The 21,399-nt window shown below is 60.9% G+C and carries 13 protein-coding genes and 1 riboswitch; of the genes, 5 read left to right on the forward strand and 8 right to left on the reverse strand.

What is annotated here, in order from left to right:
• Positions 1-65: 65 nt before the first annotated feature.
• Positions 66-1,946 carry a phosphomethylpyrimidine synthase ThiC gene (gene thiC / locus N5D53_RS12450; RefSeq protein WP_003249473.1) on the reverse strand — a complete coding sequence of 627 codons (1,881 nt, stop codon included), beginning with the start codon at positions 1,944-1,946 and terminating at the stop codon, positions 66-68.
• Positions 1,947-2,101: 155 nt separating this feature from the next.
• Positions 2,102-2,208, reverse strand: a riboswitch (TPP riboswitch).
• A gap of 160 nt (positions 2,209-2,368) precedes the next feature.
• On the opposite strand from thiC, the gene N5D53_RS12455 reads away from it, so the two are divergent.
• The gene (locus N5D53_RS12455) at positions 2,369-3,802 is read left to right on the forward strand and encodes a TolC family outer membrane protein (protein ID WP_003249472.1); all 1,434 of its coding nucleotides are present in this window, start codon (positions 2,369-2,371) and stop codon (positions 3,800-3,802) included.
• A 130-nt stretch (positions 3,803-3,932) separates the two neighbouring features.
• Here the strand turns inward: N5D53_RS12455 and N5D53_RS12460 are convergent, their stop codons facing one another.
• The 6 genes from N5D53_RS12460 to N5D53_RS12485 form a co-directional block, all read right to left on the reverse strand.
• Complete coding sequence (locus N5D53_RS12460; protein ID WP_279840377.1) at positions 3,933-9,350, reverse strand: S8 family serine peptidase; 5,418 nt, start codon at positions 9,348-9,350, stop codon at positions 3,933-3,935.
• On the reverse strand, positions 9,347-10,153 hold the full coding sequence (locus tag N5D53_RS12465) for a hypothetical protein (protein ID WP_279840379.1): 807 nt from the start codon (positions 10,151-10,153) through the stop codon (positions 9,347-9,349). Before N5D53_RS12465 ends, N5D53_RS12460 begins: the two co-directional genes overlap by 4 nt.
• 243 nt (positions 10,154-10,396) lie before the next feature.
• Complete coding sequence (locus N5D53_RS12470) at positions 10,397-11,815, reverse strand: HlyD family type I secretion periplasmic adaptor subunit (protein ID WP_279840380.1); 1,419 nt, start codon at positions 11,813-11,815, stop codon at positions 10,397-10,399.
• Complete coding sequence (locus N5D53_RS12475) at positions 11,812-13,956, reverse strand: type I secretion system permease/ATPase (RefSeq protein WP_279840381.1); 2,145 nt, start codon at positions 13,954-13,956, stop codon at positions 11,812-11,814. The genes N5D53_RS12470 and N5D53_RS12475 overlap by 4 nt, the downstream gene beginning before the upstream one ends.
• A gap of 238 nt (positions 13,957-14,194) precedes the next feature.
• Entirely contained in the window at positions 14,195-15,466 is a 1,272-nt protein-coding gene (gene waaA / locus N5D53_RS12480) for a lipid IV(A) 3-deoxy-D-manno-octulosonic acid transferase (protein ID WP_279840382.1), read from the reverse strand.
• 11 nt (positions 15,467-15,477) lie between these two features.
• Positions 15,478-16,368 (reverse strand): LysR family transcriptional regulator, encoded by an 891-nt coding sequence (locus N5D53_RS12485; protein WP_003249460.1) that lies wholly within the window; start codon positions 16,366-16,368, stop codon positions 15,478-15,480.
• A gap of 86 nt (positions 16,369-16,454) precedes the next feature.
• Between N5D53_RS12485 and N5D53_RS12490 the strand changes: the two genes are divergently transcribed.
• From N5D53_RS12490 to N5D53_RS12505, 4 genes are all read left to right on the forward strand, one after another.
• Positions 16,455-16,787 (forward strand): multidrug efflux SMR transporter, encoded by a 333-nt coding sequence (locus N5D53_RS12490; protein WP_004577390.1) that lies wholly within the window; start codon positions 16,455-16,457, stop codon positions 16,785-16,787.
• Between the two features lie 88 nt (positions 16,788-16,875).
• Complete coding sequence (locus N5D53_RS12495; protein ID WP_279840383.1) at positions 16,876-18,051, forward strand: FAD-dependent oxidoreductase; 1,176 nt, start codon at positions 16,876-16,878, stop codon at positions 18,049-18,051.
• A complete protein-coding gene (locus N5D53_RS12500) occupies positions 18,048-18,860 on the forward strand; it encodes an aldo/keto reductase (protein ID WP_003249454.1) in 813 nt (270 codons plus the stop codon). Before N5D53_RS12495 ends, N5D53_RS12500 begins: the two co-directional genes overlap by 4 nt.
• A gap of 58 nt (positions 18,861-18,918) precedes the next feature.
• Positions 18,919-19,887 (forward strand): metal ABC transporter ATPase, encoded by a 969-nt coding sequence (locus N5D53_RS12505; protein WP_279840384.1) that lies wholly within the window; start codon positions 18,919-18,921, stop codon positions 19,885-19,887.
• Positions 19,888-19,968: 81 nt separating this feature from the next.
• Here N5D53_RS12505 and hldE read toward each other — a convergent pair whose 3' ends face one another.
• A complete protein-coding gene (gene hldE / locus N5D53_RS12510) occupies positions 19,969-21,390 on the reverse strand; it encodes a bifunctional D-glycero-beta-D-manno-heptose-7-phosphate kinase/D-glycero-beta-D-manno-heptose 1-phosphate adenylyltransferase HldE (protein ID WP_003249449.1) in 1,422 nt (473 codons plus the stop codon).
• Positions 21,391-21,399: the final 9 nt, after the last annotated feature.

The raw sequence follows: 21,399 nt of genomic DNA on the forward strand, positions 1-21,399 counted from the left end.
GGTGCCATGCACCGCAGTGCTTGCTTCGCGGGCAAGCCCGCTCCCACAGGGTAAGGTGCTGCGGTTTAGACTTTGTGGTACAGCTGGCTGCCTTCCTGGCGGAACCGCTCGGCCTGCTCACGCATGCCTTGCTCGACCGTCACATCCACGGCCTCGATCTTGGCAGCGTACTCACGCACTTCCTGGGTGATCTTCATCGAGCAGAACTTCGGCCCGCACATCGAGCAGAAGTGCGCGACCTTGGCCGATTCCTTCGGCAGAGTCTCGTCATGGAAAGCACGGGCGGTGTCCGGGTCGAGGCCCAGGTTGAACTGGTCTTCCCAACGGAACTCGAAACGCGCCTTGGACAAGGCGTTGTCGCGGATCTGTGCACCCGGGTGGCCCTTGGCAAGGTCGGCGGCATGCGCGGCGATCTTGTAGGTGATGATGCCGGTCTTGACGTCGTCCTTGTTCGGCAGGCCCAGGTGCTCCTTCGGCGTTACGTAGCAGAGCATGGCGCAACCGAACCAGCCGATCATCGCCGCACCAATGCCCGAGGTGATGTGGTCGTAACCCGGCGCGATATCGGTGGTCAGTGGGCCGAGGGTGTAGAACGGCGCCTCGTCGCAGCACTCCAGCTGCTTGTCCATGTTCTCTTTGATCAATTGCATCGGCACGTGGCCGGGGCCTTCGATCATGCATTGCACGTCGTGCTTCCAGGCAATCTTGGTCAGCTCGCCGAGGGTTTCCAGCTCACCGAATTGCGCCGCGTCGTTGGCGTCGGCAATCGAGCCAGGGCGCAGGCCGTCGCCCAGCGAGAAGCTGACGTCGTAGGCCTTCATGATTTCGCAGATTTCGTCGAAGTGGGTGTACAGGAAGTTTTCCTTGTGGTGCGCCAGGCACCACTTGGCCATGATCGAGCCACCGCGGCTGACGATGCCGGTGACCCGCTTGGCGGTCAGGGGCACATAGCGCAGCAACACACCGGCGTGAATGGTGAAGTAGTCCACGCCCTGTTCGGCCTGCTCGATCAGGGTGTCGCGGAACAGTTCCCAGGTCAGGTCCTCTGCCACGCCGTTGACCTTTTCCAGGGCCTGGTAGATCGGCACGGTACCGATCGGCACCGGCGAGTTGCGAATGATCCACTCGCGGGTTTCGTGGATGTGCTTGCCGGTGGACAGGTCCATGACCGTGTCCGAGCCCCAGCGGATGCCCCAGGTCAGCTTGGCCACCTCTTCCTCGATCGAGGAACCCAGGGCGCTGTTGCCGATGTTGCCGTTGATCTTCACCAGGAAGTTGCGGCCGATGATCATCGGCTCTACTTCCGGGTGGTTGATGTTGGCCGGAATGATCGCGCGGCCACGGGCGATTTCCTGGCGGACGAATTCAGGGGTAATTTCTTTCGGGATGTTGGCACCGAAGCTGTGGCCGGCATGTTGCTCATTCAGCAGGCCGGCGGCGCGGGCCTCCTGCAGCTTCATGTTTTCGCGGATGGCCACGTATTCCATTTCGGCGGTGATGATGCCCTGACGGGCATAGTGCATCTGCGAGACGTTGGCGCCGGCCTTGGCCCGGCGCGGGTTGCGCACATGGGCAAAACGCAGCTTGGCCAGCTCTGCATCGTTCAGGCGCTGCTGACCGAAGTCGGAGCTCAGGCCTTCCAGGCGCTCGGTGTCACCGCGGGCTTCGATCCACGCCGAACGCACATCGGCCAGGCCTTTGCGCACGTCGATGATCACGTCGGGGTCGGTGTACGGGCCAGACGTGTCATACACCAGCACCGGGGCGTTGGACTCGCCGCCGAAATCGGTCGGGGTGTCATCCAGGCTGATTTCACGCATGGGGACGCGGATGTCCGGGCGCGAGCCTTCGACATACACCTTGCGCGAACGCGGGAAGGGTTGCACGGACTGCTGATCGACTTGTGCCGATTCGCTGAGGTTGATCGCTTTTTCTTGTTTGGTCATCACAGGCTCTCCTGACGGCTTCCTAGCAGTGGAATGTCGGGGTGAACCTGAAACGCGCGGACGCACCCTCTTTGGGTGCAGTGCCGGACATGGGGGGTGCCTGAAGCTGTATGCAGCTGTGACAATCCCGGACCTGGCACAAGAGGCTCCCCGGGAAGGCGAGCAATCTTGTTCCCTACGCAGGCGCTAACCTGATCAGGTTCAACGGGATCCGCACCTCTGCGATCTCAGCCTTTGCTTCAAGGCACCCCGACAAGAACATGCGCAGTCTAGACTGGAGTGGTCAGCAAAGCCAAGCAGGTAAATGCGCGGATGATGAAAGGCACACCGAGCGATTGTTGCCGGGTGCGCATGGCACTACACTGGCCCATCGCTCGATACTCAACAGTTCAGTAATTAAATTTCGTACAAGGATTGCCTCTATGCTGCGCAAACTCTCACTGGCGATAGCCGTGTCTTGTGCGTCCAACGGAGTGGTCTGGGCAGCGGACGTGCCCTCGACAGTCAAAACCGATCTGGTCAGCGTCTACCAGGAAGCAGTGGACAACAACGCCGACCTGGCTGCCGCACGCGCCGATTACGGGGCGCGCCGCGAAGTGGTGCCGCAGGCCCGCGCCGGGTTGCTGCCAAACCTGTCGGCCGGTGCAGAGATGATGAACACCCGCACCAAGCTGGACGAGCCGTCCATGACGTCCAATCGCAGCGGCAACGCCTGGAGCGCGACCCTGGCTCAGCCGATCTTCCGCGCTGATCGCTGGTTCCAGTTGCAAGCCGCCGAAGCCGTCAACGAACAGGCAGCCCTGGAGCTGTCGGCGACCGAGCAAAACCTGATCCTGCAAACCGCGCAAAACTACTTCGCCGTCCTCCGCGCCCAGGACAACCTGGCCGCCACCAAGGCAGAAGAAGCCGCCTTCAAGCGCCAGCTGGATCAGTCCAACGAGCGTTTCGACGTGGGCCTTTCGGACAAGACCGACGTGCTGCAATCCCAAGCCAGTTATGACACTGCACGGGCCAACCGGATCATTGCCGAACGCCAGGTGCAGGATGCCTTCGAGGCCCTGGTGACCCTGACCAACCGTGAGTACACCTCTATCCAGGGCGTGGTGCATAGCCTGCCGGTACAAGTGCCAACGCCCAACGATGCCAAAGCCTGGGTCGAAACCGCCGGGCGCCAGAACCTCAACCTGCTGGCCACCAACTACGCGGTTTCTGCCGCAGAAGAGACCCTGCGTCAGCGCAAGGCCGGGCATGCACCGACCCTGGACGCAGTGGCCAAGTACCAGAAGGGTGACAACGACAGCCTTGGCTTCACCAACCCATCGCAACTGGGGGTGCGCTACAGCGGCGATGTCGAGCAGACCAGCGTTGGTCTGCAACTGAATATCCCGATCTACAGCGGCGGCCTGACCAGCTCGCAGGTACGCGAGGCTTACCAGCGCCTGAGCCAGAGCGAGCAACAGCGTGAAAGCCTGCGCCGCCAGGTCGTGGAAAACACCCGCAACCTGCACCGCGCAGTGAACACCGATGTGGAACAGGTGCAGGCGCGCAAGCAGTCGATCATTTCCAACCAGAGCGCGCTGGAAGCCACCGAAATCGGCTACCAGGTCGGTACCCGCAACATCGTCGACGTGCTTGATGCCCAGCGCCAGCTGTACACCTCGGTACGCGACTACAACAATAGCCGCTACGACTACATCCTCGACAACCTGAGCCTGAAGCAGGCAGCCGGCACCCTGAGCCCGCAAGACCTGCAGGACCTGAAGCGCTACCTGAAACCTGACTACAACCCGGACAAGGACTTCCTGCCGCCGGACTTGGCGGCAGCAGCGGCCAAGAACTTCGAGCGCAGGCCTTGAGATAGGTGCTGGACTCTTCGCGGGCTTGCCCGCTCCCACACGGTGCCAGGCCTGAAGGCATGATGCACCTGTGAGAGCTGGCTTGCTGGCGATAGACCTCCAATATCACTCCAGCCCTGAACGACAACGCCTAGGCGGCTACGGCAATCGTCGAGTCGATGCGTTGAGCCGACATATCACCGATAAGCACAGGCCCCGCAGGTTCAGGGGCGAACGCAGCCATTGCGTCAACAAGATTCCCCAGGCTCGGTAGCGAGTGCTCGACAGCAACCAGCGACGCCCCTGCGGAAAGGGCTGAAACCTCTGGCACGGCAACCGCTTCAGATGTGACCATTGCCGGCTGCGCAAAGATAAAGTCCTCCGCTGTCACCTGCGCAACTTCGAGCGCATCCAGGTACAGCATCTTCACAATACCTTCCTGCCCCGGCACTGCCTGAGTATCAACGGCTACACCGTGGATCTGCGCAAAGTCATTGAGTTTGAAGCGCTGGACTTTGCTGACGTGCAGATCCTCGAAGCGACTGATGCCTACCTGGGTCAGGTCAATCTTGTCGATACCGTGTCGGAACCCCCGAAGGGTGTTCTTGTAATCGCTCACACCTTCTTGTTTTGTCACCAGAAACACGCTGGGCGCAACCGTCGGCGGGGAATATATCGTGCCTGCCAACGAAGCCACCAACTGCCCGGATGCGTCACTGGCAAGCGACACGCCACCTGCACCACCGGTAAGCAGAACATTTGCGCTGACAGGCGGGGTCGTCTGCTCTTCAGGGCTGCCCTCGAAATAACCTGGTGCAGCGGTGAAAGCGTCAAGGAAACGGAAGTTCGCTGACCGCAGTTCAGCAATCGTAGTGTCCGCAATCGTCAGCTTCTGCCCACTGCCAAGGTCGAGCACAGTCGAATTGCCGTCCTGTTGCATCTGCAAGTCAGCAAACCCTGAACCACCAAAGCCGACCAGGTCGATCACCTCACGCGAAGTCTCGAACTGCTTGAGTACATCGTTACCGCCTGCACGCTTGTGGATGACAAAGCGGTCGGTACCCTCACCCCCCTTGAGGAGATTGTACCCACGGCCACCATCCAGTAATGCCCCGGTGGGCCCGGCAATCAAGGTATCGTCGCCATCACCACTGATAAGGTTTTGCACCGAGCCAGGGGTTATGGTGAGCGCCGCACCGGCAATACTGGCGCTGCCGCTGGCCAGATCCACCGAGATACTGCGACTTACTGCAGCCGCGTTCAACGTATTGCGCCCGCCAGCGGTGCCGCTGATGGCATCGTCAAGCTTCGCGCGCCCTGGGTTTTCTGCCACCAGGTTCGCGTAGTCGTCGGTGAAGTAATAGACATCATCGGTGGTGCCGGGGCTGCCGACGAGGCGCAGCGTCCAGCGATCAAGCGTTAACGGTAAGCCAGCAACAGCATTACGCACCTCAAGCTTCCACTCCCCAGCCGAGCGCTCTGCGCGATGATGGGTCGACATGAACCCATATTTGAACGCCCCTGAACGCGAATCGCCCAGATCGTCATCACCAGAGCCCGGCGCCTTGCCTGTGCGATCGAGCAGTACGCTGCGCGTGCCGCCAGGCGACACCAGCGTGAGCGTCATGTCGCCAAGGCGGCCGACCATCGAGTGGACATCGACCTCCACATGCTCCACCAGCAAATCAGCCGGCAGGGTCAAAAACAAAGTCGCAACCTGCCCCGCCGCAACCTGTTGAGCCACTGGTTCACTGCTGGCTGTCAGCAGCCGTTCATTGGCCTTGGTCGCCCGGCTCCCCCAGGACTCGGCAAGGCGCACCGCGGCGCGGGCGTCGATCATGCCAAAGCCGTAGTCGTGGCTGGCGTGCATGCCACCGCCATTCCAATTGCGCCCTGCGTTGTAAGCCCATTGGGTTGATGCGTCATCCACTTTGCGCGCAGACAGTGCGAGGATCTGCTGAACATCCCGGTAACCCAACCCCGGGTTGGCCTGCAACATCAACGCCACCACGCCTGAGACGATCGGCGCGGCGAAGCTGGTGCCCTGAGTCGTGCTGTAGGCGCTGCCGACCGACGCACCGCGCTCCGCTTCAAGGCTGACGCCACTGGATAAAACATGGCTCCCCGGTGCAGCGACCAGCAAGCTGGAGCCTGGATTGGAAAAGGGTGCCGTGGCAGCTTGCAGTACCGAGAGGTCTGCCTTTGCATTGATGGCCGCCACTTCAATGGCGTGGCGGTTGTTGTTGGTCAGCGAGCCCTGTGCATTACCGCCTTTATGGCGCTGGTTGCCACCAGAGGCGACGACGATGGTGCCTAGCCCGCCACGGCCGTTGGTGGCGGCAAGCGTAGTGCTGAATGCCAGCGCCAGAGCAGTATCGACTTTTCCTTCTGGAACATTTGTAAGTCCGAAGTCCGTTTTGAAACCCCAACTGTTGTTGGCAATGTCGTAGTTGACCATTTGCCCCAAATTGGTCAGGTCATCGCCTTTGTTGGCCAGGTAGTGCCCGCCGATCTTCGCCTCATATGCGATGCCGATCCCTCCTTGATCATTGCGCGCGCCAACCATGACCCCAGCCACTTGAGTGGCATGATTGGACGCCAGAGCGGGCAGCGTGCCATTGGTGCGTTGGGTTTGCAGCCAGATGGGATCGATATTCGGCTTGAGATCGGGGTGCCCGATGTCGAAGATTTCCGGCGCCACGGCAAACTCCCCACCCGGCTCGAACTGCCCTATCCTCACCCCCTTGCCCGTGAAGTCACGCCATACCGGCGCGACATTGATCTCGTCCAGATACCACTGCCGCCCCGACAGTGGGTCAGCGGGGGATTGTTCATGGCGCAACGTTACCGTTGCCCGCAAGGGTGCTGATGCAGCACTGCCCACCTCGGTCACACTCATGGACGCGTTGCCGGCAGCATCGACCAAGTCGTAACGGAAACTGACATCACCGTCATGGCCTGGCAACGGCGTGACCTCCACATCACCCTGCTCATTCAGCCGCACTGTTGCACCCTTGCCAGCGCTGACTGAGGCGATGCGCAATGGCCCGCTGCTGCCAAGTGGCTGGTCATTGCCCAGCAGCGCCGTTGCAGGGACTATCAGCGCCGTGTCAGTGGTGGCGAATGTAGCCAGTTGCTCAGGCGAGAGCCTGTCGCCGATTGGCATGGCGCCCCCGCCGAGAAGATCGATGGCAGCAATGTCGGCGAAGCTGAGTTTCTGGATGTTGCTCAAGTTCAGACGGCCATCTCGTCCCGCCACGGTGTCGGTGATCAGGTGGCCCGATTCGGTACGTGTGATCAGGTACTCGTCGTGAGCACCATGCAAACTGACCAGGTTGGTGCCTGCGCCTCCGTCGATCGTGGCATCGCCGCGTCCGGCCTCGATCACGTCATCGGCAGCACCGCCCGTAATCCGATCAGCGCCACCACCGGCGTAAATGATACTTCCGCCCACCGAGGCCCGGATGCGATCCCCCTTGGGGCCCGCATAGATCACCGACTTGCCGGTACCACCAATGATGTCGTTACGGCCCGTACCGCCAACCAGCACATCGTTGCCGCCACCACCGATCAGCAAGCTGTCGCCCGAGCCGCCCTTGATGAAAACTCCGCGTTGACCGCCGCTGGCGATGATGTCCTTACCCCGCCCGCCTTGCGCAATGGTCAGCCCGGCCTTGGCCATGTTCAGCCCAACGCCATGCTCCCCCACGATCAGCGCCGTGTCGCGCCCACCATTGCCCTGCATGTTCGCCCAATCGTCGCTGGCACTGATCACGAATACATCGTCGCCCGCCCCGCCGTGATAGGTGTTGCTGCCACCGCCACCAACCAGCCAACTGCCCTCTGGGGCCGCGGTCAAGACATCATCGCCCGCGCTGCCGTACAGCGTCTGTACGCCGAGCGCTGCGGCGTCCAGCGTGCTGCCTTGAGCACTCTGGCTGATGTAGGCCCTTCGGGAAGTGGGCCCGCTTGACGAAGTCAGTAGAGTGCCACCCTCCTGGGCCTCGATCCGATTACCGACGGTATCGGCGAGAAACCTCACCGCCAGTACTTCCCGGTCCTCACCATTAACAGTGAAAGCGCCTCGGGAAATGACCTCGTTACCCTGACGCACCTCTCCTACCGGCTCGACCTGGCCGAGCTTGATCTGGCTAATGCCATGCTCCTGCAATGCCCTCAGCTCACCGGCATCGGCAAGCCCGTCATGGTTGCCATCGACCCACACCTTCAATTGCGCCCAGACGGCGTCTTCAGCGTTGATGACGCCATCGGCGTTGGCGTCAACACTTGCCAGGGCGGCGAAGCCATCCTTGAACGGTGTTTCACCAGAGCTGCCGTCGCTGCCTGCCTTGCCGCCGTAGTATTCGGAGAACAGCTGGCTGACGTTGCTCACCTGGCCGGTACCGTTGTCATGCACCAGCATGCCGGTCAGCCGGTCTGCCCAGCCGGTGCGGCGCAGTGAACCACTGTTATCGATATCGAACAGTACGCCTTCCTCGATACCCGTCAGACCAACGCCCTTGCCGCTGAGGTCGAGCAAGAGCGGGTCGACAAACGTGTTCACCGTAGTCATTGCTGCCAACCCGTTGAGTACTACGGCATTGCGCAGGCTGAAATCCGGTTGTTCATTGCCATCACGATAGAACTGAGCCAGATGCTGATTGGGTCGCACGTTGGGGTCGATCTGGAGCTCGCCGGGGCGAACACCACCGGTGGCCAAACTGCCCAACTGAGCGGAGGTGAAGTCGGTGTTGTCGAGGGTGCTGTCGGTGAATGCGATACTGTGGGTCAGGCGACGATCGACGTAGCCGTTGGAGACGTCATTGCGGATATCGTCCTGGCCTTGGAGGTCGCGGCGGGATTCGGTTGTGGGGGTGATTTCGATCTGCAGTGTTTGATCAGTTGCATTATCAAAGTGACTAGCGGCTTTAAAGGCATTATTGATGGAATTGAAAAGCGAAGCTGCGGCAGCACTGATAAGGTCAGGAACACCAGTGGGTGACTCGACCCTGGATATCCACTCCTTAGCAATTAAACGGTTTTCGGCGGAAGAAACTACTGATGCCATTGCCATCATGCGGTGAGTGTGAAAGGAAAGTGTAAATTCATCCGTTAGATTCCCCGCTGAGGAAAGCACATGCCGCCAGTAGTCCTCTCGATTTTCGACAGCAATCACATCAAACACCGGACTCAACGTCCATGCCCTCTCAGGATATTCAAGGCTTTCGAAAGTTTCCTTATGAAATGCCGCGACCTCTTTTTGGCTTACCTGACCGACAATAGGACCTTTACTAATCTTCTTTAGCAACACCTCCATATATTTATTTGCCATTTCAACCCTCACCTTATCCACATCGATTTCTTGCATCGGACGACCGACACCTGCCGCTACCGACTTCATATAATTTATTGCCGCAACACCTGACAAAGAGTCCCCGCGCGCAACGCCATTTGCAAGGACAGCGTATTTGTCTCCTTTTTTTGCCAGGACATCATACATTGCATCCGGCCCCTTATCACGCAAAGCCTGACGTGCCTCATCCACATCGGACAGCTCTATCCTAATCATTTATCGACTCCATATTTTACAGCATTCATGAAAAACTCACCCACCGTCAAAACAATGTTATGCCACTCCCCTAGCCGCCCCCATAAAAACTCCACATTTACAATTGCGCTGTCTCCGGGCATCAAAAACTCCAAATAGCAACGCGAGTAATTGGCCTTATGCTCGACCCAGTTGCAATAACCGATATATTGCATGCGCCCCTTGGCCTCCAGCCAGAAAAAGCCCTTGCGCTGATTAGGAAATGCACTATCAACTCCCTCGAGAAAATTTAGACCGAGATCTTCGTTCAGCTTGCTAGCCTGAACTAGAGGCGCAGGTGTTTCACGAAGGTAATGCTGGAGCTGTTTTCTCAACCCCGCTTCCCCATGCGGCCAAGGCTCAATTGCGACCGATATTCCATCAAAACTAAAAGACGTCGCCTCACCGTAAGAGACGGGCTGCATCTCCGGCCAACTCATTGCCATATAGAGTGACACCAAGTTTGCACCACAGCCTTTTTTGTTATTTGTAAATCCCGGCTCCCAAGAACTCTTACCCTCATACTCAGGCCAATAGATCACATACTTCCTAGGGAGCTCATAAACAACACCCGAGATCTTTCCACACACCATTGGATTAGGGGTCTTCAGCTTCTTCGGCGCCCAAGTCGGAGTAATAACAATGGCGACCAATAACCACACCACACTTAGCAACAACAACAACTTGCTAAAACCCCACAGCACCAAACCAAATCTTCTACACAGCGCGATTAGCTTTCCGAACAGCACCTTCCCAAAGAGAAAGATATACCTATAACTAATCATCACCCCTCCCTAGAGCCAGCCTGCCCATATCAGCCACTAAGCAAACTTCGCTTCAGACAATGCATGAACTTTTCCAAAATTTCTTTCGTACAACACGGAAATGCTGCTCCCAGCCCCAAACGCATCTGAACCACCGAGACCGACAGCACAGCAACTCGCCATACCAGCCAATATTATTGCACTACAGATCCGCAGTAAGCTCCAAGCCGCTCTATATACAATGCACGCATTTTTATATTTCATTTATCGCTCCTTCAGACTTTCCTTTGCATGCCGCTGCAGGGGACTCAAGAAGAAACTGATAACCCTGCGCCTATCCACAATCACTTCTGCACGCACAGCCATGCCCGCCGTCAACGGCAAGTCGTTATCCCCTACGCGCAAAGCTTCCTTGGCCAACTTGATTCGAGCGCTATACAAAAGACCGTGCCTATCATCCTCAATGGCATCATCGGAAATACTCTCCACCACCCCCGGTACAACGCCATACCTGGTAAAGGTGAATGTCTCGATCTTCACTTCCACGTGCTGCCCCGGAAAAACAAAGCCGATATCTTTGTTCTCGACTTTCACTTCCACTTCCACCGGCTCGCCCGTCGGCACAATGACCATCAGTGTCTGCGCGGGTGTAACCACCCCGCCCTGTGTATGGATCGCCAACTGCTGGACGGTGCCGTCAACGGGGGATGTCAGTACCTTGAGGCGATGCCGCTGCTCGGCCTTGTTCAACTCCTGCTCAAGGGTTGCAATGCGCCGTTGCGCCTCACCGTGAAGGTCGAGCATGGCTCTGCGCAGTTGGGCAATGGCACCGCTACGGCGGTGCTGAGCAGCAAGCCGTGCAGCGTTCAGTTCGTCGATGCGCGAGCGCTGGAGTGCCAGTTCGCGTTCCTGCTCCAGGCGGGCCTGCTCCTTTTCCAGGTAGGTGTGCTTGGCCACGGCCGATTCGCTGAACAACAGCTTGTAATCCGCCGTCAGTTGGCGGGTGATCACCAACAGTTGCCGGAGCGCGTCAGCCCGGCCCTGGGCGGAACGGATTTCGGCAGCGCGTTGACCGATTTCGGCATCGGCCTGTTCCAGCGTGGCCTGCAACTCCAGGTATTGCCCCTCCAGCCAGCGCTGCGCGCCTGCCTGCTGCGCGGCCGTGGCCTGCGGTATCAATGGTGCCAGGGAGGCAGGTGCCACATCGCCGTCCAGCGCACTCAGCAGTGTGCTGGCGCGGGCCTGGTCGATCTGTGCAGCCAGCAGTTCGCTGCCCAGGCGCTTGATGTCAGCCTCGGTCAACTGCCCTTCCAGCTCGACCAGCACATCGCCTTTGCGCACCGGCTGGCCATCGACGACGTGGATCGACTGCACCACCGCGACCTCGCTGGCCTGTATCAACTTGCTCCTGCCACTGGGCACGATCTTGCCTTCGGCACTGGCGATGACATCGATCTCACCGATGCAAGCCCAGGCGAGCGCCAGCCCGATGAACATCAGCAGGCTCCACTGCAGGTAGCGCGGCAAGGGATGCACTGGCGTTTCCTGCAAAGACAGTGCCGCAGGTAAAAAGGCCAGTTCGTCGGGCTCACGTACGGGGCCGTCCATGCTCCGGCGCTTTCGCCATGCCGTTATCCACGCATCCCGGTAGCGCTCGGCAAGGTCCTTGAACGCCACACTCATACGGCGGCCCCGAGCTGCAGTTGATGCAGGTAGGCATAGGTGCCCTGTGGATAACCCAGCAGCTCATCATGAGTCCCTTGCTCGATGATCTGCCCACGCTCCATGACCACGATGCGGTCGGCATGGCGTACTGCCGAGAGCCGATGGGCAATGATGATGACCGTGCGCTGCGCGCAAATCCGCGCCATGTTCTGCTGGATGATCCGTTCGGACTCATAGTCCAGCGCACTGGTGGCTTCGTCGAAAATGAGGATGCGTGGGTTGCCGAACAGCGCTCGGGCGATGGCTATGCGCTGTCGCTGCCCACCCGACAGGCTGGCGCCGTGCTCACCAATCAGGGTTTCGTAGCCATCCGGTAATTCGAGGATGAACTCGTGAGCACCCGCCAGCGTCGCTGCGGCGATCACTTCTTCAAGCGGTGCCGCTGGGTTGCCGAGGGCAATGTTCTCGCGCACGGTGCGCCGGAAAAGCACGTTGTCCTGCAACACCACACCGATCTGCCGACGCAGTGACGCCACATCGGCTACCGCCAGGTCAGCACCGTCGAGCAGTACCCGCCCCCGCTCGGGTGAGTACAGCCGCTGAATCAAGCGTGTCAGCGTGCTCTTGCCTGACCCCGAGCGACCTACAATGCCTATCACTTCTCCGGCGGCGATCTTCAGGCTGACGTCGCGCACCACTTCGCCCCCGTCCGGCCGATAGCGAAAACACACACGATCGAGCTCGATCTGCCCGACAAGTGTGGGCAGCACCGTGCCCTTGCCTTGGTTGACCTCGGTACGGGTGTTGAGAATGTCACCCAGGCGTTGAATCGATACCCCTGTCTGCTGGAAGCTGGTCCAGAGTTGGGCCAGGCGGATGATGGGCTGCGACACGCGCCCTGCGAGCATGTTGAAGGCGATCAGCTCGCCCACCGTGAGTGCGCCTTCGATGACCAGCCGGGCCCCCAGCCACAAGGTGGCTACCGTGACCAGCTTGCCGATCAGGCCGACGCTTTCATTGGCCAGACTGGAAAGGTTCTGGGTCTTGAAACTGGCAGATACATAAGCGGCCAACTGATCATTCCAGCGCCGGGTCACCTGAGGTTCCACGGCCATCGACTTCAGTGTGTCGATGCCGTTGACCGCCTCGACCAAAAAAGCCTGGTTCTCGGCGCCGCGCTGGAAGCTTTGATCAATCAACGCCCGCAGTAGCGGAGTAACGACCAGGGATACGAGAAAATAGAAAGGCAGCGAGCCAACGACGACCAGCGTCAACCATCCGCTATAGAGGAACATGACAGCGATGAAGACCACCGAGAACAGCACATCCAGCACTAGCGTGATGCTGTTGTTGGTCAGGAAACTTCTGATGTTCTCCAGTTCTCGCACTCGGGCAACCGAGTCACCGACTCGCCTGGCGTGAAAATAGGCGGTGGGAAGATCGATCAAATGCCTGAACAGTTTTGCACCCAGTTCGACATCGATTCTTGACGCTGTATGAGCTGCCACATAGGTACGCAACCCACTCAGCAATGTTTCAAACAGAACTACGACCAATAAACCCAAGGCGATAACATCCAGCGTGGTCAAACCGCGATGCACCAGGACTTTGTCCATTACCACCTGAAAGAACAAAGGCGTCAGCAAAGCCAGTATCTGAATGACCAGGGAAACCACGAGCACTTCGCCAAATAGCCGCCTGTACTTCACCAGAGCAGGAATGAACCAGGTAAAGTCGAAGCGCGACAGCCCGAGGGGCAACTGGGCATCGGAGCGAACCAGAATGAGTTCTCCCGACCAGCGCACCACCAGTTCCGCGAGGGTCAGCGCTTGCGGCGCGCGGGAGTGCGGGTCCTGCACCAGAACCTGCTCGCCCTCCACGCGCGCGATGATGAAGTACTCACCACGCGTATCCACTGCAATAGCGGGCAAGGGCGTCTGCTGCAGCCGGGCCGGATCGACGCTGCGGTGTTTGGCCTTGAGGCCAAGTTGCTGAAATGCCCGAAGTAGTGTGCAGGTAGAGAAACGCTCACCCGCTGCTGCATGATCGTGCTGCAACTGCTCGGCAGAGACGGCAACACCATGGTAACGCGCCAGCGTGATAAGACACACCAGCCCACTTTCAATAGTGTTGGCAATGCCATCAGATAAATCAGCCATCACGCCACCTCTTATGAAAACCGGACATGAGGCGATACTAGCCCGAAGCAATAGGACAAACGTCCTACAAGCTTCCGACACAAGCGTGTGACACTTCTGACTTTTAAAGTCTATTCGTAGGAAGTTTCCTAACGGCGAGAAATCCAGTGTAGGAAGTTATAACTTACGCCGTAGGAATAAATAACCAGAATCAGACATATCCACTCTAGACCGGGTCTTTGAGTGGATATGTCGGTTATCAGCGGATCAAGGCCCCCAGCCCCTCGAGCAATCGCTGCAGCGCCCCCTGATTGGCCCGCATCACCGCCCTGCCCGCCTCGCCCATGCGCTGGGCGTCCTGCGGCAGTTCCACCAGACGGCGCACCGCACCGGCCAGCCCGTCAGCATCATCCACCTGCTGCAACGCACCCGCCTCGCGCAGCATCGCGCTGATTTCGAGGAAGTTGAACACATGCGGCCCCATGAGCACCGGCAAGGCCAGCGCCGCAGGCTCCAACGGATTGTGCCCACCGGTCGGCACCAGGCTGCCACCGACGAAGGCAATGTCGGCCAGGGCATACAGGAATAGCAGTTCGCCCATGGTGTCGCCCAGCAATACCTGCGTTTGCGCATCGACCAGCGTGCCGGCAGAGCGGCGTACGGTGGGGAACTGCTCGCTGCACAGCGCATGCACTGCATTGAAGCGCTCGGGATGGCGCGGCACCAGGATCAGCAAGGCATCGCCATGCACCTGCAACAACTGCCGATGCGCCTGCAGGATCAAGGCATCTTCCCCTTCATGGGTGCTGGCGGCGATCCACACAGGACGCTGGCCGCCCCCCCACTGTTCACGCAATGCCCTGGCGCGCGGCAGCAGCTGTTCGTCGATCGTCAGGTCGAACTTGATCGAACCGGTGACTTGCACGCGCTCAGGGCGTGCGCCCAGGTCACGGAAGCGCTGGGCCTCGGTTTCGGTCTGCACGGCAATCAGGCTCATCTCGGCCAGCATCGGCCGGGTAAGCCTGGCAAAGCGCCCATAGCCACGGGCCGAGCGCTCGGACAAGCGCGCATTGGCCAGCGCCACCGGAATGCCGCGCCTGGCACACTGATGAATGTGGTTGGGCCAAAGCTCGGTTTCCATGATGATGCCCAGCTTCGGCTGTACATGATCGAGAAAAAGCCCCGCCGCCCAAGGCAAGTCATAGGGCAGGTAGCAATGCTGCACGCGCGGTTCGTCGGCGAACAGGGCGCGAATGCGTTCAGAGCCAGTAGGGGTCATGCAGGTCAGTGTGATCGGCAGCTCTGGGTAAGCCTTTAGCAAGGCACGCACCATGGGTGCGGCAGCAATGCTCTCGCCCACCGATACCGCATGCACCCAGATACCACCCTGGCGCATGGCCGGTAGCTTGAAAGCAAAGCGCTCGCCGATACGCTGGCCATAGGCCGGTGCCTTGCGCGCGCGTAGATACAGGCGCAGCGCAACCAGCGGCAGGCCCAGGTGAAACAGCAAGGTATAGAGAGTTCTGTTCATGGCGGCTAAGTCTACCCGATCGCGCGAAGGTGCACTGCAAAGCGCTCGGCCAGCCACTGCGCGGCCGGGCCCAGAGGTTCATCGCGGCGCCAGGCCAGCTCTGCCACCAAGGCCGGCGGCCGCCAGTCGCTGTCCAGTTCGACCATGTGCGCCTGGTAGGTCGGGTACTGCACCACATGCCGGGGTAACCAGGCCCAGCCCAGGCCGCGCATCAGCAGTTCGGCCATGGCGTAGAAACTGTCGGCACGCCATACCTGCGGGCTGATCGCCTCGCCGCCGGGGTAACCGCTTTGTTGTGGCGTGATTAGCAACTGCCGGTGGCGGGCCAATTGTTGGCGGGTGACCCGGCCTTCGCCCGCCAGCGGGTGGCCGACCGCGCACACCGTGACCATCTCCACGCTGCCCAAGGCACGGCGTTCCAAGGAAGCCGGGATGCTTTCGTGGAGGAAGAACAGGCCCAGATCGGCGCGCCGCTCCACCAGCTTGCGCGCCACATCGCCCTGGGCTCCGCTGGCCAGTTGCACCTCCAGGAACGGGTAGCGGCTCGCCAGTTCGTCGAGGCTGTCGATCACCGGCTGATACGGCATGGCTTCGTCCTGCGCGACCCGCAGCAAGGCCTCCTGCCCGCGCATCAGGGCCAGGGCGCGGCCATCCAGGCGTTCGCACTGGCGTAACAATTCGCGGGCGTCCTCCAGCAAGGCGCTGCCGTTTTCAGTCAATTTCGGTTGCCGGCCGCTGCTGCGCTCGAACAGGGTGACCCCCAGGTCGGTTTCGAGCAGCGCGATGGCACTGCTGATCGCCGACTGGGCTTTGTGCTGCTCACGTGCCACCGCGGAGAACGAGCGCAGTTCTGCAACGCGCAGAAAGGTACGCAATTGTTCAAGGTTCCACTGCTCGGCCATCAACCTATCTCCCACATTGATAGGTAATGACTTTACCCCATCCAGGCAACGTCTAGAATGCCCGCTCAGTAACGGAGGATCCCGCCATGAATGCCTATACCTACCTCGCCATTGCCATCTGCGCCGAAGTCATCGCCACCGCCTCGATGAAGGCGGTGAAAGGCCTGAGCACGCCGTTGCCACTGCTGCTGATGGTGGTTGGCTATGGCATTGCGTTCTGGATGCTGACGCTGGTGGTCCGCAGCATTCCGGTGGGGATTGCCTACGCCATCTGGTCGGGGCTGGGGATTGTGCTGATCAGTGTGGCGGCGCTGGTGATCTATGGGCAGAAGCTGGATATGCCGGCAATGCTTGGCATGGCCATGATCGTGGGTGGCGTGGTGGTGATTCAGCTGTTCTCGAAGACCGCTGGGCATTGAGAGCCCGTGTGCGGGGCTCGCCGACGATAGGGCCATCTCAGGTATAGCCTGTATACTTGCCAGCTGTCCCAGTCTTCGAGGTACCGCCATGCCATCTGCCATTTCCACTGACGTGCTGATCGTCGGCGCCGGGGTCGCAGGCCTCTGGCTCAATGCCCGCCTGCGCCGCCTGGGCTACTCGACAGTGCTGGTGGAGCGCGCCAGCCTTGGCGGCGAGCAGACCATCAAGTCGCAGGGCATCATCCACGGCGGCACCAAATACGCCCTGCACGGCGCCCTGACCGGCGCCTCGGAAGCCATCGCCGACATGCCGCGCCGCTGGCGCGAGGCCTTGGCCGGCGACGGCGAACTCGACCTCGGGCGTACCCGCCTGCTCTCCGATGCCCACTACCTGTGGTCGCCGGGCACCTTGGCCGGTAACCTCACAAGCTTCTTCGCCAGCAAGGCCGTGCGCGGTCGGGTCGACCAGGTCAAGGGTGACCAGTTGCCACCGGCACTGCAGGACCGCGCGTTCAAGGGCAAGGTGTATCGCCTGGCGGAACTGGTGGTCGATGTCCCGAGCCTGCTGGCCAACCTGGCCGAGCTGGCCGGCGAGTCCTTGCTGGCAGGTGAACGCATCGAACCCTTGCGTGAAGGTAATGCGTTGGTCGGCCTGTGCGTGGACGACCGGGAAATCCGTGCCCAGCGCATCGTATTGAGTGCCGGAGCCGGCACCGAAGGCTTGCTGCAGGCGCTGGGCCTAGATCAGCCGGCCATGCAAACCCGCCCGCTGCACATGGTCATGGCCAAGGGCCCGAACCTGAAACCTTTGTACGCCCACTGCCTCGGCGGCGGGCCCAAGCCACGGGTAACGGTGACCACCCATCCGGCAGCCGATGGCCAGTGGGTCTGGTACCTCGGTGGGGACCTGGCCGAAGCCGATGGCGTGGCGCGCGAGCCTGCAGCGCAGATAGCTGCAGCGCAGAAGGAAATCGCCAACCTGCTGCCCTGGGTCGATCAGAGCCTGGTGCGCTGGGCCACACTGCGCGTCGACCGCGCTGAGCCTGCACAATCCGGCCTGGCACGCCCGGACAACGCCTTCCTTGCTGACCAGCAGCGCCTGCTGGTGGGCTGGCCGACCAAACTGGCACTGGCACCGGACTTCAGCGACCGGGTAATCAGCCACCTGGAGCGCGACGGCATTCGTCCACAAGCACAGGCCGACCTGGCCAACCTCCCACGCCCTCCACTGAGCGTACCGGCCTGGGAGCAGTTGCTGCCATGAGCCTGCCAACCCTGCACGCATTCCATCGCCCGCTGGGCAGCACCGGCCTCACGGTCTCCCCACTGGGCCTCGGCACGGTCAAGCTGGGCCGCGATCAGGGCGTGAAGTACCCCACTGGCTTCACGATCCCCGGCGATGAGGAAGCCCGCCTGTTACTGGCCCAGGCCCGCGAGCTTGGCATCAACCTGATCGACACCGCCCCGGCCTACGGCCGTAGCGAAGAACGCCTGGGCCCGCTGCTGCGCGGCCAGCGCGATGAATGGGTAATCGTCAGCAAGGTCGGTGAAGAGTTCGAGGAAGGCCTGTCGCATTTCGACTTCAGCGCCGCCCACACCCGCCGCTCGGTGGAGCGCAGCCTGCGCCGGCTCGAAACCGACCGCATCGAACTGGTGCTGGTGCATTCCGACGGCAACGACCTGGCCATCCTCGAACAGCAGGAGGTCTACCAGACCCTGGCCGAACTCAAGCAGGAGGGCAAGATCCTCGGTTTCGGGCTGTCCGGCAAGACCGTCGCCGGCGGCCTGAAGGCACTGGAGCAAGGCGACTGCGCCATGGTCACCTACAACCTCAACGAACAGGCAGAACGCCCGGTGCTGGACTACGCTGCCGAACACGGCAAGGCCATCCTGGTAAAGAAGGCCTTGGCGAGCGGGCATATCTGCCTGGCCCCGGGCGTCGACCCGGTGCAGGCCAGCTTCGAGCTGCTGTTCGCCCACCCGGGTGTCAGCAGTGCTATTGTCGGCACCATCAACCCGTTGCACCTGGCCCATAACGTGGCCACCGTCGCCCGTATCCTGGGCCAGCATTGAGTTACCTCAGGCTCCCGACTCAGGGACTGGAGACTGACCCGACGCAAGGAGGAGCCTCGTGGCGCGAACGCTGATCCGCAAGAACCCGAGCAACTTCAAGACACTACCACTGCATGTCGAGGCCACGCCCGAAGGCTTGATTTACCAAAGCATCGGCATGCCGCTGAACTTTGCCCAGACCCAGCAACGGCGCAAGGCCATCCAGTTACCCGATACACAACACTTCGTGGTCGAACTGGCCAACCTGGGCGTGTCAGTGCGCCTCACGCTGCATTGGCAGAACCGCGATTACTGGGTACTGGTGCGTCAGCGCCGACAAGACCGTGGCGATGTGGTACTGAAACTGATTTCCGGTTATGTACCGGCGCAGGAGCTGAACCTGCCACTGCACACGGCCGTACAGGAAGTGGCCGAGGAGTGCCTGCTGGAAACCCCGGAAGGTTGGCTCGGCGGGCGCTTCAACGACACCTGGCTGCCCATCCCCTACGCCGCCGCCCTGCACTACCGCGAAACACCCCACTTCGTGCTGGCTCCGGAGTCCGGTGCCGCACGCCCGGTGCATTGCGGCAAGCTGATGCTACTGGAGCGCCCACGGGCCTATGTGCACCTGCCCACCGCTTCGCTACAGCTGATCTATGACATGCGCCTGCAAGTGCCCCGGGACGCCAAGAAACTCAGCTTGTTCCACGTTGACGAGCGGCTGGAGGGCGACCAGCTGGTGGCGCGGCTCAACCGCAAACGGCCCGACCTGTACCTGATGCCATTGAAGGACGGCCAGCCACTGGCAGAGCTGTACACGCTGAAAAAGGATGAACTGGTGCCGGCGAGTACGCGTGGGCTGTACCTGGCAGAAAGTTTTGCCCGGCAGGAAGGCTGGGTGGTGGCAGATGAACGGGTACGCTGGAAGGATTGGGTGAAGCAGCAGGGGTTGGTGGAAAGCAAGCCCGTAAGGGCGTCGCACTTGCAACGGTTTGGCGACAAGGCGCGAGCGCTGCTGGAGCGGGCGCGGACCTCGCTGAACAAGTGACATCCCGGGAGCTTTCGCCTGCTTGCAGGGGCGGGTAAACCCGCCCCTGCCGAGGGCCGCCGCAGCGGCCCCAAGGTCAGATCAGTTCTTGCGAATTTTCTCGACAATCGCCGTGGTCGAGCTGTTCTCGACCAGCCCCAGCACCTTCACGGTGCCGCCATAGCCCTTGACGATATCAGCGCCAACCACCTGGTCGATGCCATAGTCTCCACCCTTGACCAACACATCCGGCTTGACCTGGCTCAGCAGGTTTTCCGGGGTGCCTTCCGGGAAACTGATCACCCAGTCCACCGCGCCCAGACCGGCCAGCACGGCCATACGCCGGTCAACGCTGTTGATCGGCCGGCCCGGCCCCTTCAGGCGGCTTACCGAGGCATCGTCGTTTACCGCAACGATCAGGCGATCACCCTGGGCCCGCGCCTGTTCCAGGTAGGTGACATGCCCGGCATGCAGGATGTCGAAGCAGCCATTGGTAAAGACAATCTTCTCGTTGTGCGCCCGCGCGTCATCAATGGCCAGCAGCAGTTGCTCAAGGCCCAGCACGCCGCGTTCGGAGCCTTCCTCACGCTGGATGGCCCGGCGCAGCTCAGGGGCGCTGATGGCAGCCGTACCCAGCTTGCCGACCACAATGCCCGCCGCCAGATTGGCCAGGGCCACCGCATGGGGCAGGTCCTCACCCGCGGCAATGGCTGCGGCAAGGGTGGAGATGACAGTATCGCCGGCACCGGTCACATCGAACACCTCGCGTGCCCGTGCAGGCAGGTGCAACGCCGGCTGACCAACGCGCAGCAGGGTCATGCCATGCTCGCCGCGGGTGACCAGCAGGGCGCCCAGGTCCAGGTCCTGCAGCAACTGCAAGCCCTTGGCGACCAGTTCGGCCTCATCGACGCAACGGCCAACGATGGTCTCGAACTCGCTGAGGTTCGGGGTAATCAGGCTGGCGCCACGGTAGATGGAAAAGTCCTTGCCCTTGGGGTCGGCCAGCACCGGAATGCCCTTGGCCCGCGCCGCCTGGATCAGGTTTTGGTGGTTCTTCAATGCACCTTTGCCGTAGTCGGACAGGACCAGCACCTTGACGCCTTCGAGCAGGCTGTCGACCTCCGCGCCCAGCGACAGTGGGTCGGTGGCGAACGGCTCTTCGAAATCGATACGCAGCAGCTGCTGGTGACGGCTCATGACCCGCAGCTTGACGATAGTCGGCTGGTGCGCGATGCGCTGGAATACCGAACGGACACCCGCAGCCTGCAGGCTGTTGGCCAGGCTGTCGGCAGCCTCATCCTGGCCGGTGACGCCGATCAGCGAAGCCGGCGCGCCCAGCGCAGCAATGTTCAAGGCAACGTTGGCCGCGCCGCCGGGGCGATCCTCGATTTGATCGACCTTGACCACCGGGACTGGCGCTTCAGGCGAAATACGCGAAGTACCGCCATGCCAGTAGCGGTCGAGCATGACATCGCCGACCACCAGTACCGGGGCTTGATCGAAACGCGGCATGGACAACTTCATGGGCAACCC

Origin of the sequence: Pseudomonas sp. GD03862 (assembly GCF_029840855.1) — a bacterium.
GTDB classification, from domain to species: Bacteria; Pseudomonadota; Gammaproteobacteria; order Pseudomonadales; family Pseudomonadaceae; genus Aquipseudomonas; species Aquipseudomonas alloputida.

Coding starts and splice junctions, on each gene's coding strand:
- N5D53_RS12500 (WP_003249454.1), top strand. CDS start 18,048: ATGAGCCTGCCAACCCTGCACGCATTCCATCGCCCGCTGGGCAGCACC.
- N5D53_RS12490 (WP_004577390.1), top strand. CDS start 16,455: ATGAATGCCTATACCTACCTCGCCATTGCCATCTGCGCCGAAGTCATC.
- N5D53_RS12475 (WP_279840381.1), bottom strand. CDS start 13,956: ATGGCTGATTTATCTGATGGCATTGCCAACACTATTGAAAGTGGGCTG.
- thiC (WP_003249473.1), bottom strand. CDS start 1,946: ATGACCAAACAAGAAAAAGCGATCAACCTCAGCGAATCGGCACAAGTC.
- N5D53_RS12485 (WP_003249460.1), bottom strand. CDS start 16,368: ATGGCCGAGCAGTGGAACCTTGAACAATTGCGTACCTTTCTGCGCGTT.
- N5D53_RS12455 (WP_003249472.1), top strand. CDS start 2,369: ATGCTGCGCAAACTCTCACTGGCGATAGCCGTGTCTTGTGCGTCCAAC.
- N5D53_RS12470 (WP_279840380.1), bottom strand. CDS start 11,815: ATGAGTGTGGCGTTCAAGGACCTTGCCGAGCGCTACCGGGATGCGTGG.
- N5D53_RS12460 (WP_279840377.1), bottom strand. CDS start 9,350: ATGATTAGGATAGAGCTGTCCGATGTGGATGAGGCACGTCAGGCTTTG.
- hldE (WP_003249449.1), bottom strand. CDS start 21,390: ATGAAGTTGTCCATGCCGCGTTTCGATCAAGCCCCGGTACTGGTGGTC.
- waaA (WP_279840382.1), bottom strand. CDS start 15,466: ATGAACAGAACTCTCTATACCTTGCTGTTTCACCTGGGCCTGCCGCTG.
- N5D53_RS12495 (WP_279840383.1), top strand. CDS start 16,876: ATGCCATCTGCCATTTCCACTGACGTGCTGATCGTCGGCGCCGGGGTC.
- N5D53_RS12465 (WP_279840379.1), bottom strand. CDS start 10,153: ATGATTAGTTATAGGTATATCTTTCTCTTTGGGAAGGTGCTGTTCGGA.